Raw genomic sequence first — 15,267 nt, 5'->3', positions numbered from 1 at the left:
TTCTTCTATCTAAAGCCATTTTTCATAATATTTATTACTGGAACAAAAGGCGCGCTTCATACTTTGTGCTGATGATCAGCGGTAACAGGGCTAATCTTTATATCTTCAGCCTGAGTATCTACCTGCGTATTTAAATCATTACTTGCAGCAGGCGTACTATTTTCATGGCTAAGCACCCGATTCTTGCGAGCATGCTCAGCTTCTTCATCTTTGACCGCTTCTTTAAAACCCTTTACCGCACCGCCTAAATCCTTGCCAGCATTTTAAGCTTAGCAGTGCCAAATACGACAACAACCACAACCAATAAAATCAGCCAATGTGTTATAGAAAAACTGCCCATAACGGTATCCTTATATCTTAGGCCTTGATAAGACCAGTATGTGTATGTATGCTTTAAAACCCTCTTCACCGTACCAAAATTACAGCTTCAAACGTCGCAACCGCAGCGCGTTACCAATAACAGATACTGACGAGAGACTCATAGCCGCCGCCGCTATCATTGGACTTAGTAAAAGCCCGAAGAACGGATACAGAACACCCGCCGCAATCGGCACCCCAAGGGCATTGTAGATAAAGGCAAAGAACAGGTTTTGTCTGATATTGCGCATCGTAGAATGGCTCAGTTTATGGGCTCTTACGATTCCCATCAGATCACCCTTCACTAACGTGATCCCAGCACTCTCCATGGCCACATCTGTTCCTGTGCCCATAGCGATGCCGACATCTGCTTGGGCAAGAGCGGGAGCATCGTTAATACCGTCACCCGCCATAGCCACAACCTTGCCACTACTTTGCAACTCTTTGATGATACGGTTTTTGTCTTCTGGAGAGACGTCAGCATGTACCTCATCAATCTTTAACTTACTAGCAACCGCTCTAGCCGTTATCTCATTATCACCTGTCAGCATGACTACCCGCAGTCCCGCTTTGTGCAGCAGCGATATTGCCTCACTGGTACTCGGCTTGATCGGATCAGCGACTGATATGAGACCAGCAGCTTGCCCCTCTACTGCGACAAACATGACAGTTTCACCATCTTTTCTGCGCTTGTCGGCGCGTTCTGAAAGCGTACTATCAAAACTATTAAGGCGTTGCATGAATTTTGAGTTGCCTACGGCGACTTGCTTGCCATTGACCAGCGCCTGCGCGCCTTCACCGGTAGTTGAACTAAAATCGCTTGCCTTAACCATATCGAGAGATTTTGCCTTTGCAGCTTTGACAATAGCTTCTGCCAGAGGATGTTCGCTGGCAGTCTCTACCGCTGCGACGAGCACAAGAAGTTCATTCTCATCTAAACCGCCCAGCGCTTCGATAGCGGTAAGCTCTGGTTTGCCTGCTGTCAGCGTTCCGGTTTTATCGACAACGATAGTGTCGACTTTTTCCATGCTCTCTAACGCTTCAGCATTCTTGATAAGCACGCCATTTTGTGCTCCTTTACCAGTACCCACCATAATCGACATCGGTGTGGCGAGCCCTAACGCACAAGGGCAGGCGATGATTAATACAGCGATAGCATTGACCAGCGCAAAAGCCATTGCAGGCGCAGGTCCGAACATCGCCCAGACAATAAAGGTAATGATAGAGCAAATAAGTACTATCGGTACAAACCACCCTGCTACCTTATCGACTAGTTTCTGTATTGGTGCGCGACTGCGCTGGGCTTCAGCAACCATCTTGACGATCTTAGATAATACAGTATCATCACCAACGTCAACCGCTTTGATCAGTAGTGTCCCAGTACCGTTGACTGTGCCGCCGGTGACCGTATCTCCTTGTGCCTTTAAGACTGGGATTGGTTCGCCAGTCACCATTGATTCATCAATGCTACTACTACCATCAAGTACCGTACCGTCTACAGGAAGCTTTTCTCCTGGCTTGACTCGCAGTGTGTCACCGCTGATAACTTCATCAAGTGATACTTCGATCTCGACATCGTTCTCATCCACAAGTCTTGCCGTTGGTGGTGCTAGCTCGAGTAACGCACGGATTGCTCCTGAGGTCTGACTTCTGGCTTTGAGTTCTAATACTTGACCCAATAGCACCAAGGTCACAATGACAGCTGCTGCTTCATAGTACACCCCAACTTGGCCAGTGGCATCTCTAAAGCTGTCTGGAAAAATATCCGGAAGAAAAGTTGCTACTAGACTGAAACCAAAAGCTGCGCCTACACCAACTGCAATCAGAGTGAACATGTTCAGGTTTCGGCTTTTTATTGATTGCCAGCCACGGACGAAGAACGGTGCACCTCCCCATAACACCACTGGTGTCGCAAGCCCTAACTGAATCCACTGAGCGATCTGTCCAGAGATATCACCTTGACCAAGGTTGTCTAAGCTTAGACCTACCATGTCACTCATTGCATATAGAAATAGTGGTATGGTAAGCACCGTGCATATCCAGAAACGGCGTGTCATATCGTCGAGCTCTGAGGTGTCCTCCTCACCAATAGTAGCCGTCTCTGGTTCAAGTGCCATTCCGCATATTGGACAGCCACTATTCTTCACATCTCTGACTTCTGGATGCATGGGACAAATATAAACGGCACCATTATAATCAGCTGGGACTTTGTCGTATTTGCCGCCTTTGACAGATTTTACCTTAGTACAGTCAGTATCTTTGCCATGACAATGTGAATGACTGTCTTCATCAGTAACCTCGTCTTCAGGTTTGAGGAACATACCACATATTGGGCAATCACTTTTTTCAACATCTCTCACTTCGGGATGCATCGGACAAATATAGACCGTACCGCTATAGTTCTCTGGTACTTTGTCGTATTTACTATCTTTAGTAAGATGAGTATCGGTATTCGACGCGCTGTGGCAGTTGGTATGGTCATCTTTCATTGCTGCCATCTCGGCAACAGTGTCTTCAGGTTTAAGAGACATACCGCATATTGGGCAGCCGCTATCTGTAACGTCTTTCACCTCTGGATGCATCGGACAGGTATAAACGGCGCCATTATAATCAGCTGGCACTTGGTTATACTCTTTGAAGGTAGTATAGGCTTGGTTAGTATTGTTTGACTCTAAACCACTATGGCCATTCTTTTTATCGCTATTATTAGGATTCATCAGATAACTCCTTCACGTATATTGAGTAAAGATTGCGCTCTAACTCAACGGTTAAGAGATGGCCGTTATCATGATTACTATTTGATAAAATCTTAATTTTGATGTTAGAGACGGATGTTAGAGAAAAGGTAATATGTACCAATAGCACTTAAAATTGGGCTACTGTTAGGCTGCTGAAGAAAGGCGTATAGCGAAAGTCTCAGCCATCCAATAATATATTTGCATCTAACATTGAAGAACAATAACTCTCTATTGGATAGTTTTATCTAAAATATAGATTCAGACTCTATGAGATCGCTACTCAAAAGCCATTTCCCGACGACTACACGCATCTCTTTATTACAAGCTTTAATCGGGTTTACGCAGATATTTCAGAATTGCCATCAATATCAACACAAGTACAGCAAAAAGAAGTAGCGCAAACAGTAGGCAGAGAATCATCCAGGCCCAGCCCATCCCTTGCATCATCGTTCCCTGCATCATTTCTCCATTCATTATGCCGTTCATAATAGTACTTCTCCGTAGATTATAGTATTGGCATTAATAGTAGTGTGCGCGCTAAGCATGGGAATATCAAATGCTCATTAATTATATCTCTTCAATATCAGAGCCGATAAATTAATCATTATTAAATGTCGACTCCCTTAAAATCAGTAACATTATCCTTGAGGGCTCTGCATCATCTGGCGACAGTAAGTGGCTAAATTTTCTGGTAAATCCTCTGGGCAGACGCCACACTGCTGGTTACCAGGGACAGCATAGTCAATGAATTTTGGATATGATAGATTTAGGTTGCTCATGATGACCTTGAATTCTTCAAGTGTTATGTCCCCGCCAAGCCGTGGATTGCGCTTTTTTTCCTGCGCGATTGAAGAGACAAAGCGCTCCTTGTAGTCGTGCGCAGGATAGACCAGCGTGTCGTCTGGTAAAGAAAAAAGTTTCTGCCGCACAGATTCATACAGCGCATCGGCATCGCCATTCTGGAAGTCGGTCCGGCCACATCCATCGATAAGTAAAGCATCGCCAGTGAATACCCGCTCATTAAAGAGATACGCAAAATGACCATCGGTGTGTCCCGGCGTATGCAATGGGTGCAAGGTAATACCAGCAACCTGCAAAGGTGTTCCTTCCTCCAGCCCGACATCCACACATGGTAGACGGTCAAAGGCAGGCGCTGCAATCTTGCTACCGACGGCACGCTTCATCTCCAACGCTGCAGTAATGTGATCTGCGTGGATATGCGTGTCAACTGTGTAGACCAACTCCAGTCCCAATCTATGGATTTCAGCCAAGTCACGATCCATGGTCGCTATGACCGGATCAATCAGGATAGCCTGACCTGTATCCTCGTCCCCTAACAGATAGGTATAAGTGCTCGAAAGGGGTTCGTACAATTGACGAAATATCATGATTATTCCTTGTATAAGGTAAGGGATGATGCCCAACACACTGGTTATTGCACCTATTTTTTATATATTATGTTCTAATATAGTGTATTCATAAAGCATTACTCTGTATGGTTTTTATGTGACATTAGCAGACCAAAGCTGTTGGACTCGTGGGTCTTCGATATTTGCTCTTGAGCTGGTCAATACGGCAAGCGAGTGATGCGGTATCATCAATGAATTGCTGTATTAAATAACCATAGTGTTAAGATTGGTTCTTAGGTTATTACACGCCCTTTCATAATCTTCTCTCTTTATATAATCTTCCGTAATACTAAACATCATATCTTCAGTATATGAATTTAATAATTATGAAATCGACAGCACGGTTCATTATCATCGAGCTTACTGATTAAACTCTCCCAAGTTAGTGTCTAAAGATTTGATATCATAAAATAAAATTATTCACTCGGATCAGAACCCGGTGGAAAGTCATGACGGAGCTGAGCAACGTTGGCAGCAGTGACTGTATCGGTAAATTTATTAAGGTCACTATGCACATATTGAGTGACCGCTGCTATTTGTTCATCATTCATCATACTTTGAAAGGATGGCATACCGCGTAGACCATTCATCACAACACTAATGATATAGTACTTTGATTGCATCTTACTGTTATCAGCAAGCGGAGGATAGTAACCTGCCCCCTTTGCGCCCTTACCATCTTGCATATGACAGCCAGCACAAGAATCATTATAGAGCTTTTTACCATTGGTAGTAATAAACCCCTTTTTACCGTCCGCACTCCCTTCGAATTTTGCTAACCACTTTTGCAGCTTAACATCCTCTGCCATTTTCGGTAGTGAGCTGACATCGACGATATTGGCTGTTGGCGACCTAAGTGCTTCTTTAGTCATATACACTGCACCCCATGCACCATTATTGCGACTGGCTTGATTATCAAAGACCATTTGCGTGGTTTGTTGCTGACGGGCGAGAGTAACAGCATTGGCGTTAGTGGATTGGCTACAGCCTGATAGCGCGACTGTGCTTCCGATACCTAATATCATTACCACAGCAAGCAGGTTTGGTTTGATCATGCCCATGATTACCTCTGAATTTATTATGATTAATTTACTGTAATAATCACTTCTACTAACCAAGTTTTTTTGCCTTTTGATGTAGTCGCTGAGCGGCATCCATGCCAGATAAAATTGCCCCTTCTTGCCATGCTGGGATATGCGAGCAGTGCTCACCTGCTAGTACGATACGGTGGTCAATCGCGCATAGCGTATCGTAGTACTGATCACGGCTTGACTCGCTCCAAATGCCATAGCAACCGAGCGACCATGGAATACGGTGCCAAGCGACTGACGTTCCAGAGCGGAACTCTTTGGTATATTGCGGATGAATATGCTTACCATACTGTAGTGCCACATCAATACGCTCTTTTGGATTCAGCGTATTAAATCGATAAGAGGCTTCTCCAAATCCATACGCGCCGAGTAGCACCCCTGAGCCTGTGGTAAACATACCGTGTGAAGGATAGGATATCTGTGAGATGGGCATATCGGTATAGGTGATACCGCCGTAAATCCATTCGTCTTCTTCCCAAAATCGGCGTTTGAACTCTAAACCTACTTTATAAGAGGTGTCATAAGGTACCGCTGCCATCGCTTGCTTCATCGGCGCTGAGACGTTAATATCAATTTGAGTCAATACGGATAGTGGAATGTTGCAGATACACCAGTCAGCGCGCACGGTTTTATTTTGACCATCAGGGTTATTACTATCGACATAATCGACAGTGACACCGCTCTCATCTTGATAAATCTTAGTGACCTTAGCATTAAACGTAATCATGTCTCGACATTCGCGAGTAAATGCATCACCGATTTTCCCCATACCACCGACAGGCTGAAACATCGCTGGTTGATGGTCATATGTCGTATAGTTGCTATAAATATCTGACCACATCCCTGAATTTAAGAGCTTGTCCATCGGTATCGGTGTCGAGGGTTTGGCATCAGGCATGAGCCCGCCACCCGGATAAACACTGTAGCCACGATGCTTGCTGGTTTCATGGCTCTTGACATAGCGATAATTGTTATCAAGGACGCCCCAACCTTTTAATCCTTCTAAGAGTTTCTCCTTGTCCTCTTTATTAACTGTCTTATCAAGGCTACCGGTATTGACTGCTTTGGATAATAGCTCTGAGACATAGCCACGTATGTCACTTTGTACTTCACCCAATCGCTGCGGTGCACCATTGAAATGGGTGGTTCGGTGTAGATAGGCGCGGTCATTGGTCTGTATAAAGGGCTGTAGTGCCACACCGAATTTTTTACAATAATGGAATACCGCATAATGATGAACGGGCAATCGCCATGGTCCCCCATTAAAGTAATTGCCTTTTTTAAAGTCACAAGTCACCTCGGCGCCACCAAGCTCGGTATATTTATCACCTGCGTTTAGTGTCCAACTGCGACCACCACCGCGATTTTGAAACTCAAGAACAGTGACTTTATAGCCGGCTTTACGTAGCTCATAAGCAGCGGTGAGTCCGCCCAATCCTGCGCCAAGGATCACAATGCTAGCGCCAGCAGGCGCACCCTTTAAATTCATCTCTTGTTTAAAACTAGATTCCGAAGCAAATCCTAACGTAGTCATCGCCTGATACATTGCTGTAGCCCCTGCGGTCTTACCGATCATTGATAGCAGTTGCCGACGGGTGGGCGATTGAAGCATATCATTCATTTTATTATCCTTATTATAGAACCGTCATCCATGTCATCAGGTTGCATTAAGTATTTTTATAGCTGTATCGATAGTGGGGTTAATGGCACTTACTTTAAGATGCGTTTAACGTCAGCAGCACTAACATCACTACTTTGTAGACCACCGAAACTTACCCGCACGTAATTGGTAATACTGGCAATCTGCGCATGACTTAACTCTTTCTCGAAGCCTGGCATTTTGGGTGCTGTGTTTAACGCCCCTTTTGCACCATAAGCAATAACGTTAATCAGTGCGTCTGGCTTAACGCGACGAATACTACTCAGTCCTACGATAGAGGCGTAACGAGCATCGGGCTGCGCGTAACCATCGACCCCATGACAGCTGCCACAGGCAGCAAGATATAGCGCTTTTGGTGAGTTTTGGTCATTATTAAAATGAGCATTCGTGGATGTTTTTGCCTGCGCTAAATAGTCTTTTTGCTCTATTAAATTATAAGCAATAGAGCTGCTGACCGGATTAGGCAGCCGTGATGTATCTATAGGTATCACGTAATCGTCAGTCTTGAGGATAGGTACGACTTTTAGATAAGCAGCCATTGCAATTAAGTCGCCATCGCTTAGATAGCGTGTACTATGGGCGACGGCTTCAGCCATTGGTCCACCTGCATAAGCCCGTTTGTCGAGCATGCCAGTACGTAGATAAGTGACGATATCACTCTCGCTCCAACGACCGATACCGCTGTCATTATCTGGGGTAATGTTAGGTGCATACCATTTACCAAGCGGCGCACCAGATAAATATTTTTTCTTATCAAGACCTTGCGTAAGGTTGCGTGGGGTATGACAAGTGCCGCAATGCTCTAAATTATTAACGAGGTATTCACCGCGTTGCTGGGTTTGGGTGAGCCCTGCACGATTTTCTGTAGAAGGCACGTTAATCACATTCCAAGCCAACATTAATGTTCGGATATTTAACGGGAATGGTAGCTTAGTGGTATTTTCAGGTGGCTCCTCTACTGGAGGTACGGTTTGAAAGTAAGCAAATAGTGCACTGATATCCATATCAGCCATACCATGATAAGACGGATATGGCATCGCAGGATAAAGCTGCTGCGTAGGCGCACGACCTTTTTTCAAGGCATTTTTGAAATCAGTCTCAGTATAGTTGCCGATACCATAACGTGTGGAGGGCGTGATATTGGTCGAGTAAATATTACCAATAGGGGTTTCAATCGCGACGCCGCCGCTATAGTCCTCGCGATGACACGCCATACAGTCAGCAGTACGGGCAATGTAGGCACCGCGATTGGCTAAATCACTATTCATGGGGCTTACATTGGGTAAGCTAGTAGTAGGGCTGATATTGAATGGGCTCGGCACATGAGGTGAGCCTGCGCTATCAGCCATGACAGCGCTAGAAGCCATACTAAGTACAAGTGCTGATAACATTATAGAAATTGGCTTCATACTATCCTCGCGAGGCTGGAAAAAACTCATTTTTAACAACTTTGGCTATGACTCTATGACACGCTAATTGTTTACTGAATTTAAAAAACTCCTGTTTAGACGCTTCGACTTGAATATTTAAAGTCAGATTTTTAGTCATGCCGAATAAGACATATTTTTTGATATTCCACTGAGTACGGTCAATAGTGGCGGTAAAATTGCCTCCGCAGATATTCTTCTTAGCTAGAGCGGTCAGATAGCAATTAAATTTGGTCGCCAATAAGCTAATAGGATGGGTCTGACCGTTTAAGGTTAGCTTGCCATCCACTTGTGTGACCTTTGGGTTTTCTTCGTCAGAGGTGAAATGCCATTTGGTAGATTCAAAATGAGCCAATGGAAACTGTTCCATATTAAAAAAATCAGAGCCCATCAGTTTGAGAGTGAAGCTTTTATTGCCTGTGTTTAAGGATTTTATGGGGATAATGAGAGAGATGTCGCCAGTTTTTGCGCTCGGATCATACTGGAGTATTCCCGTCACATTATAGAAGCCGCCAGTGGTGGCAGAGGTTTTGAGGTGGTCAATAGCGAAACGTACGTTAGAGGTGTCAGGCTCAATTTTATAGGTGGCGGCAAAGCTACTAACCGTACAACCTACCAGCAATAATAACGTCCCTAATGGCTTGTAGTAATGCAATAGTACTTTGTCAAATACAAGCTGGCTCATGACAACATTCCTTTGTTGTGTGATCTTACTTATGACACGATTTCTAAGCGTTTACTAGTATTGTTTTATTTGGAGGAGTTTTTAAGATTAGTACTGTGTCTGTTATTGAACTGCCTTACTATATTGATCGAAAACTATCAGAATATGATAACCAAGCGGTTAAATGAATTGTAGCAGAGGGTTGGACTCATAATTCCCAACCATAATCACTAAGAATATCTTTCAATCAATCACCTTTTTACCAACCAGTTATACCTCAACCGGCTTGCTGCTTTTTTTAGTCAATATGTAGTGAGCAATCATACCGATACAGATGCCCCAAAACACCGAACTCAATCCCAAAAACTGCATGCCAGATGCCGTGGCTAAAAAAGTAATCAGTGCCGATTCTCTTTGACTATCATTTTTCATGGCAACCGTAATATTGGCTGAGATAGCACCTATTAGCGCCAGACCAGCTAGAGCGGCGATCAGCTCTTTAGGTAACAAGCTAAACACCAGCACAATACTACTAGCAAACAGTCCCCCTAATAAGTAAAAAATACCATTAGCGACACCGGCGATATAACGCTTTTCTTTGAGCTCATGCGCATCTTTTCCCGTACATAGTGCAGCGGTGATTGCTGCTAATGTAATGGTGATACCTCCTACGCAAGCAACCGCTAATGAAGCAATGCTAGTGGCCATGACAATAGGTTTCGCCGGCGTGTCATAGCCACTTAAATTCAAGATAGCCATGCCGGGTAAAAACTGTCCGCTTAAGCTCACGAGAATAAGAGGAATTGCAAGGTTAAACGTTGCGTGCCAGGACCATTCTGGCCAGATGAGGACGGGTATGGTCATCGTAAAGTTGATATCGACAGGGTTCATCTTGCCAAGTAGCAAACTTAAGGTGACGCCACATAATAATACCCAAATCATTGTATAGCGCGGTGACAAGCGCTTGGCCAATAAATAACAGCCCAACATACTAAAAATAATAAATGGCATGGTGTCAGTGGCGACGAATAACCCTAAGCCAAATTGAAATAGGATACCTGCCATCATACCGGCGGAGATACTGTTAGGAATCCACTGTAAAACCTTATCAAAATAGCCAGTCGCGCCGACCATAAAAATAACGATGGCTGAGATAATGTAAGCCGCAACGGCCTCATTAATACTCATCTGTGGAAACAATGTCACGAGCAGCACGGTTCCTGGAGCGGACCAAGCAGTCACTATCGGCGCTTTATATTTGATAGAAAGATAAATACCAGGTATCGCAGTGCCTATCGATATACCCCAAATCCAAGACGCCATCATGGCCTCTGACACTTGTGCTGCTTGTGCCGCTTGAAAGAAAATAACCAGTGGCCCTGCATAAGCAATGAGTACCGCTAAAAAGCCAGCAACAGACGCTGAAAGTGACCAGTCTTGTTTTAAATCTTGTATTACAGTTACCATCTTACGTTCCTAAAAACTCTATAATTTTATCAATTGATCATCTTTAGGATAAATATGACCTCTTATACGAGTCATTACTAGTCGATAAAACTTTATCTATAGAAACTAAGAAACTCTTAATTTTAAAAAATTAAGAGTTTCTTAGTACATATCATATCGACAAGAAAATAGATGTCCTTTATATTTTCACCACATACCGACCCACTGACTTTCCCTCTAGCATCAATGCGTAGGTGTCTTTGATATCTTCTAGACCAATCTCGTTAGTAATACTATCTAAAGTAGCTATTTTAAACTCACCAGCCAGTTTGTCCCATGCCGCTTGTTTCTTCTCAAGTTTACATTCAACCGAGTCGATACCTATGAGTCTGACGCCCCTTAAAATAAATGGGAATACATTGGTATTGAGTTCATGTGACGCTGTTAACCCACAGCAAGTAGCAACCCCATCATATTTTATATATTTTAGGGCATTGGCTAAAATATCACCGCCAACCGTATCGACGACCCCTGCATATCTTTCAGCCATAATGGGTTTTTTAGCGTCCTCATTAAAAGTATCTCTAAGGATAACTTCTGACGCGCCAATTCGTTTAAGATAATCAATTTGTTCCTCTTTTCCTGATACGGCAATGACAGTAAAGCCAATTTTATTTAGGATAGAAACCGCTAAAGAACCCACGCCACCAGTAGCACCAGTGACTAAAACCTCACCATCTTCTGGCTTGACACCGTTATCTAGCAACTCATTAACACTCAAAGCTGCGGTTAATCCTGCAGTACCGAAAGTCATAATTTCTTTATCAGTTATTGTGTCAGGAATACGGGCGACCCATGACGCTGGGACTTTGACAAACTCTGCATGACCGCCATCAGTATTCATCCCTAAGTCATAGCCAGTCACCAATACTTTTTCTCCGACTGTAAAGGCATCAGATGTCGTTTCGTGTACCACTCCGGCCACATCGATACCGGTGATATGCGGGAACTTTCTAGTCACACCCGGATTGCCTACGGAGCTTAAAGCATCCTTATAATTTAATGATGAATAAGTTGTCTTTATGACCACTTCATCTTTATCACATTCTGGTACAGGAACTTCTTGTATTGCGCAAGAAAACGCTCTGTCCGCTAGTTTCTCTACTACAAAGGCTTTCATATTTATTCCTTATATATTCTTAGGACTACAAAACCTCAGTATTTGTAACGAGAGGATTGTTCGCCTTTAATCACTTAAATTAGAAGTGAGCATTTCACCAATATATTTTTTATGCTACATTAATTTTCATATATCGATAGATAAATTATCGTTATGTAAAATAACATAATTGATTTGTCATAACAAGATGTAAACGCTCAAGCCTTCTCGTTATAATGGACGTAATTATGCGGCGTTGTGTCGCTAAGGATATGAATCAAACCATGAATAATGCTAAAAAAAAAGGCTCAAGCGTTGAGCGTGTTTTGCAGATAGTTGAAATGTTAGCCAAGTCTCAAAGACCTATGAGTGTCAGCGACCTAGCAGAAGCGTTAGACATACCGATACCAAGTATGTATCGACTGCTAGAACAGCTACAGAATCTCGGATTCGTCCAATTAGATCTGCCTGGGAAAGTAACATGCGGAAAACGAACTTATCAGCTAGCCATAGATTTATGGCAAAACAACCACTTCAAAACTGAAAGGCTGGCAATCTTGCAACAGCTTTCGGCACAAATAGGAGAAACAGTAGGCATTGCGATTATGCAAGATTTAGACGTGGTTTACGTCGATCGCGTATTGTCTGATTGGCCACTGCAAATATACTTACCTGCGGGTTCTCATATTCCAGTTTGGGCAAGTGCCAGTGGTAAGTTACTTCTCGCACAGCTACCTACAGATAAGTGCGAACGTATTATTGATAAAATGTCGATACATGCCTTGACCACCAACACACAGACCGATAAAAATCAGCTACTGCAGACCATCGCTAAAACGCGTGATACTCAAATAGGGATAGATAACGAAGAGTTTATTCCAGGCATGGTCGCCTGTGCGGTACTCATTCCAAATGGTGAGCAGCAAGCATTTGCCACCGTATTTACTCATGGTCCCACTGTCAAAAAGTCTTTAGAAGCGTTATTAAGCCATGTACCTCTTTTGCAGAAAGCTGCAAATGAGCTGTCTGTTGTTTTTAGTCAAGACTCTCTATAGTCATTTGTCCAATTGGGTTACTAGCAAAATACCATAGCCGTTTTTTTTCTTGATTAACAGGGTATAGATCATAAGTCACATAGGTCAAGCAGAACACAAGTTACTTAATAATTGACAACACGGTGGTTTTTTGCCAAGATATTTATGAACAATGATTTGGAGGCGATCATTAAATAGCCGTGATTTTAAATCAACTACTATTCACACCTTTCCGGTTTGTGTGTTAGTAGCTCCTACATCCGGGTTTAAGCGATTAAGATTTTTCTTAATCTTTCCTAAACCTGATGACTAATAGGAGTCACTATGCAGGTTAACTCTCAAAGAATTTGGATCAAAAATCCCCTCGACTGTTTAGACCCCACTTATGCTGGCGGTATCGTTATTCAAAATGATCTTATTGTCGAATTAATAAGGGCTGGTGAACAACCCTTGCAAGCGGTTGATGAGGTAGTGGATGCCCATGAACACGTTCTTATACCTGGCTTAATCAATAGCCACCATCACTTTTATCAGACATTGACCCGTGCTTTTCCTGCCGCGTTAAACAAAAATCTCTTCCCTTGGCTGCAAAGTCTTTATCCCGTTTGGGCCAGACTAACCCCTGAAATGATAGCAACATCTACCCAAATAGCGCTTTGCGAATTACTACTCTCTGGTTGTACTACAGCCAGTGATCATCATTATTTATTTCCTAATGGTTTAGAGCATGCTATTGATATTCAAGTAGAGCAGGCAACCAAACTGGGTATCCGCGTGCACCTGACCCGTGGCTCAATGAGCTTAGGTGAAGATCAGGGCGGCCTGCCTCCTCGAACCACCATTCAAACCGATCATGAGATCCTAGATGATAGCCAGCGATTGATTAAAGCCTATCACCAATATGACAATGGCGCGATGACCCGCATAGCACTAGCCCCATGCTCCCCATTTTCTGTTAGTGAAGAACTCATGCGAGCAACGGCTGATTTAGCTCAAGATCTTAATGTCAGATTACATACCCATTTGGCCGAAACCCATGATGAAACAGACTTTTGTATAAAAATGTTTGGCGTGCGTCCTGTAGACTATCTTGAGCGCGTTGGTTGGTTAAATCATCGTACATGGCTTGCGCACGGTATTCACTTTAATGATGAAGAAATAGCACGATTGGGTAAAGCGCATGTGGGTATTGCCCACTGCCCATCCTCAAATATGTTATTAGCGTCAGGACAATGCCCTACCCTTGCCCTACAAGCGGCGGGTTGCCCTGTCGGTCTTGGTGTTGATGGGTCCGCGTCAAATGACGGTTCGAATATGATTGGTGAAGTCCGTCAAGCATTATTGCTACAACGCCTGCGTTATGGTGCTAAGGAAATAACCCATCAAAAAGCGTTTGAATGGGCCACTAAAGGCTCAGCAGGGTGTTTAGGGCGTGATGATATTGGGGAGATAGCAGTCGGTAAACAAGCCGATATCGCGCTATTTAAACTTGATGAAATACGCTTTGCGGGCGCAGGTTCTCCTGTTGCAGCGCTATTACTTTGTGGCGCAACCAAAGCCGATAAGGTAATGGTTGCCGGTAAATGGCGTGTATTAGAGGGTCAAATAGTCGGTGTCGATATGAATCAATTGATGGCGAAACAAATTACGCTAGCGGCGGATTTAGCACGTGCTTAAAAATATGTGAATATAAACTACATTGATGGAAAGAATAGTGGCTCCCTAATTATGATTCAAACATTCTGGTATGCGGTATAGATAGTAATATTAGATTCACTAAAATATAGAGAACCTGATATTACTATAGTCAATCCACTATAAATCAAACAAAGTGCTACTGGAATAAGTTTTGCGCCGCCTCTGTCTGCGCAGGCACAGTAAGCAAGAAAAATTTATACCAGTAGCGCGTTATAATATTTGTACTTATTTTATTTAGGACTGACTATAGAAGTATTTCAAGCCCTTGACTTAAGACAATCAAATTTTAGTGCTTTTCTAGTAAAGTTATCTTTTATTGGCGTAATAATTTTAGATAATGTACAAGATATTTTTTGACGCCAAACCATAGAATGTTATCTATAACAAACACGTTCACAATTTTACATAGAAGATTCTTTAAGAATACTTTATATTTTATTAAAAATCACACATGGAAAAGTGGCTAGCGATAGCCACTTTTTTTATGCTGCGTCTATAATAGACAACCTTAGCTTTACGCAACCAGACAGGATGTGTCATGAGACATTTTTATTTAGACTTCATCTTCACAGCTATCGCATTGA

Annotated in this window: 11 protein-coding genes and 1 pseudogene; 2 read left to right on the top strand and 10 right to left on the bottom strand. The window is 43.2% G+C overall.

The genetic code is table 11. From position 1 onward, the window contains the following. Positions 1-56: 56 nt before the first annotated feature. The 10 genes and pseudogenes from tatA to JMX75_RS12155 form a co-directional block, all read right to left on the bottom strand. Positions 57-340 (bottom strand): annotated as a pseudogene (tatA, locus tag JMX75_RS12200) (Sec-independent protein translocase subunit TatA). A 79-nt stretch (positions 341-419) separates the two neighbouring features. Continuing rightward, the gene (locus JMX75_RS12195; protein WP_201532495.1) at positions 420-3,074 is read right to left on the bottom strand and encodes a copper-transporting P-type ATPase; all 2,655 of its coding nucleotides are present in this window, start codon (positions 3,072-3,074) and stop codon (positions 420-422) included. Between the two features lie 348 nt (positions 3,075-3,422). Further along, complete coding sequence (locus JMX75_RS12190; protein WP_201532494.1) at positions 3,423-3,581, bottom strand: hypothetical protein; 159 nt, start codon at positions 3,579-3,581, stop codon at positions 3,423-3,425. A 152-nt stretch (positions 3,582-3,733) separates the two neighbouring features. After that, positions 3,734-4,483 (bottom strand): MBL fold metallo-hydrolase, encoded by a 750-nt coding sequence (locus JMX75_RS12185; protein WP_201532493.1) that lies wholly within the window; start codon positions 4,481-4,483, stop codon positions 3,734-3,736. Positions 4,484-4,920: 437 nt separating this feature from the next. Then, positions 4,921-5,565 (bottom strand): c-type cytochrome, encoded by a 645-nt coding sequence (locus tag JMX75_RS12180; RefSeq protein WP_201532492.1) that lies wholly within the window; start codon positions 5,563-5,565, stop codon positions 4,921-4,923. 49 nt (positions 5,566-5,614) lie between these two features. Then, complete coding sequence (locus JMX75_RS12175) at positions 5,615-7,216, bottom strand: flavin monoamine oxidase family protein (RefSeq protein WP_201532491.1); 1,602 nt, start codon at positions 7,214-7,216, stop codon at positions 5,615-5,617. 89 nt (positions 7,217-7,305) lie between these two features. Beyond that, positions 7,306-8,664 (bottom strand): cytochrome c, encoded by a 1,359-nt coding sequence (locus tag JMX75_RS12170; RefSeq protein ID WP_201532490.1) that lies wholly within the window; start codon positions 8,662-8,664, stop codon positions 7,306-7,308. Between the two features lies 1 nt (position 8,665). Then, complete coding sequence (locus JMX75_RS12165) at positions 8,666-9,367, bottom strand: YceI family protein (protein ID WP_227673069.1); 702 nt, start codon at positions 9,365-9,367, stop codon at positions 8,666-8,668. Positions 9,368-9,616: 249 nt separating this feature from the next. Further along, positions 9,617-10,813: a benzoate/H(+) symporter BenE gene (benE, locus tag JMX75_RS12160; protein WP_201532489.1), complete on the bottom strand. Its 1,197-nt coding sequence runs from the start codon at positions 10,811-10,813 to the stop codon at positions 9,617-9,619. Between the two features lie 178 nt (positions 10,814-10,991). Beyond that, positions 10,992-11,972, bottom strand: a complete 981-nt coding sequence (locus tag JMX75_RS12155; protein WP_201532488.1) for a YhdH/YhfP family quinone oxidoreductase — start codon at positions 11,970-11,972, stop codon at positions 10,992-10,994. A 263-nt stretch (positions 11,973-12,235) separates the two neighbouring features. Here JMX75_RS12155 and JMX75_RS12150 point away from each other — a divergent pair, with 263 nt between their 5' ends. Both JMX75_RS12150 and JMX75_RS12145 read left to right on the top strand, forming a co-directional pair. After that, complete coding sequence (locus JMX75_RS12150; RefSeq protein ID WP_227673068.1) at positions 12,236-13,006, top strand: IclR family transcriptional regulator; 771 nt, start codon at positions 12,236-12,238, stop codon at positions 13,004-13,006. Between the two features lie 303 nt (positions 13,007-13,309). Further along, on the top strand, positions 13,310-14,662 hold the full coding sequence (locus tag JMX75_RS12145) for an 8-oxoguanine deaminase (RefSeq protein ID WP_201532486.1): 1,353 nt from the start codon (positions 13,310-13,312) through the stop codon (positions 14,660-14,662). The last annotated feature ends 605 nt before the right edge of the window (positions 14,663-15,267 follow it).

This window comes from Psychrobacter sp. LFX-11D (genome assembly GCF_904846475.1).
Lineage (GTDB): Bacteria > Pseudomonadota > Gammaproteobacteria > Pseudomonadales > Moraxellaceae > Psychrobacter > Psychrobacter cryohalolentis.
The sequence above is the reverse complement of the archived record's forward strand: the minus strand, read 5'-3'. Positions and strand labels throughout refer to the sequence as shown.